Below are 2,101 nucleotides of genomic sequence, written 5' to 3' on the forward strand. Positions count from 1 at the left end.
GTCGCCAAACACAAGATCTATTACGCGATTTCGTCGAGTTCCGCCGTGATGGGTGGTGGGGCCAGTCTTCCGCCGCAGCCTCGAACTCTCGTCTTTCAGGGACGCCTCAACCCACAGGAAGAGTCTGAGGTGGAACAGCAGCGCGTAGCCGCCATTCTTGAGTCGCTCCCGGGAGCTCTGGTGGTGCGGGCATCACCGAGCGCTCCCCCCGGCCACCTGGTCGCTTCCCTGTTCGACCAACTGGTTGTCCTGGAGGATCTCGGCGACTGCGGTCGGCCGTTCAATCTCACGCCCCTTCCCCTCGCCAAAGTGAACAGTGAGTTGGGCGACTGGCTTACGTTGCCCTACGGACGACCTTTCACGGTGGCCCTTCCGGGCCTTCATATGGCCACAGAATCGGCCTTGCGAAAAAACGACATTTCGCTGGGTGGGCAGGAAGTGTTTCTGGCCGCCGCAAGCTTCCAGGCGATGGGGTCGCAGACACTTCTTCTCGGGCGATGGAGGACCGGCGGGCACAGCCTCAATACGCTGTTGAAAGAATTTTTCCAGGAATGGCCGGAAAAGTCGGCCAGCGAGAGTCTCCAGAGGGCGATGCTCCTGGTAATGACGGAGCCGCTTGATGCCGGACAGGAACCCCGAGTGCAAGTCAAGCCCAACGATCCTCCGGCAAAGACGGCCCATCCGCTGTTCTGGGCGAATTTGCTTCTCATCGATGCAGGACATGGTTCGACCGCCGCAGAGGGGCCACCGGCCGGCAATAATCCGCCCGCTGCGGCCCAGGAAAACCAACCGGCCGAAGCGCCTGGCGGGCAAGCCCCACAACAGCAGGCCAATCCGCCCGCCGCCGACAAAGACCAGTGAATGGCCGTACTCCTCGGAGTAATCAGCGACGGCGAGCCGCCGCATTCACGGCATGATGAGCCAGGATACGCTCACCGGATCAGAGCAGATTGCCCATCGGATTGTCGTCGTTGTGGCCCCTCGGCAATATCCTGAGTTTTTGAGCGTCGGAGCGGTTCACTGGCCATTCCGCCAGCCGGGCTACGCCACCACGCCAACCGCGGGGAAGCTGGCGGGTGACCAGCAAGCGGAACGGCGGGCCCCGCGGATTTGCCGTTCGCTCCTCCGGCGGTGGACGGCCGTCAGCACACTGGGATAGCCGTCACTGGGCTTTTCTCACCATAATGATAAATGACAAGTCGAAAATTTGGTTCACTTGCACGCGCAAATTTTGCTACAATTTCCCAATCGCCTGTTCGTAGGGGAATATCATTTGCCTCCAGGAGTGTGAAGATGAAACCCTCACGTTTTTCCCAATCATTGCGACTTGCCCGATGCGTGGCCTTTTTTGTGTCAGCCGTTTTCCTGTGGAACTTTATTGGTGTTGGTGCGAGGAACGTCCTGGCGTTCGAGGAGTCCGTTGCGGGGAGTGAAGCCAGGAAGACAGAGGAAACGACCGGTCGGGAAGACCTCGATCGGGCGGTGGAACTGAAGCTTTCCGCGCGAACGTTGAATGATCTCGGCGAGGTTATCCGGCTGTGCGAACAGGCCCTTTCCAAAAAGCTGGATAAAGAAGATGAGGAGTTCGCGAAACAGCTTCTGGCGGCCACGCGGATCCAGCGAGGAATGATGATTGCCCAGGTCATCCTGGGGGGCATTCCCATCGATCGTAACTGGCCGGCGTTTCGGGCTCTGGCTCTGGAAGATCTGGAGAAAGGTCTGGCCGTCGATCCAACGCAGGCCGAGGCTTGGTTCACCGTGGCCAGGCTCCAGGCTCTCCCTGGGGGAGACGAGAAGAAGGCCATCGAGGCGTGTGGACGCGCCATTCAACTGGGGACGAACAATCCACGCTTGCTCGCCGATGCGTACATGCTCCGCGGACAGCTCACGCAGGGCACGCAGGAGTCCATCGCCGACCTGACCAAGGCCATCGAACTTTTGCCGGATGATCCTGAGCCGCTGCGTCTGCGGGCGCAAAGCTATCTGAAGGCAAACAAACCGGAAGAGGCCCTGGCGGATCTCAATAAGGCACTGGAAAAGGAGCCGGATTCAGTTTCCACACTGGAGGCCAAAATCGACACCCTGATCGAGCTGAAACGGT

General features: G+C 59.7%; 3 protein-coding genes. All 3 read left to right on the forward strand.

From position 1 onward, the window contains the following. The coding region (locus H5U08_RS16695; protein ID WP_297035656.1) for a CHAT domain-containing protein at positions 1-861 on the forward strand (861 nt) is incomplete at its 5' end. Positions 862-913: 52 nt separating this feature from the next. Beyond that, positions 914-1,159, forward strand: a complete 246-nt coding sequence (locus tag H5U08_RS16700) for a hypothetical protein (protein WP_297035659.1) — start codon at positions 914-916, stop codon at positions 1,157-1,159. Positions 1,160-1,293: 134 nt separating this feature from the next. Beyond that, positions 1,294-2,101: tetratricopeptide repeat protein (locus tag H5U08_RS16705; RefSeq protein ID WP_297035662.1), on the forward strand; the 808-nt coding region annotated here is incomplete at its 3' end.

The organism is Thermogutta sp., from assembly GCF_014359955.1.
GTDB lineage: Bacteria > Planctomycetota > Planctomycetia > Pirellulales > Thermoguttaceae > Thermogutta.

What these genes read in the sequence shown, in the direction of transcription:
- H5U08_RS16700 (WP_297035659.1), top strand. Translation starts at nt 914, where the DNA reads ATGATGAGCCAGGATACGCTCACCGGATCAGAGCAGATTGCCCATCGG.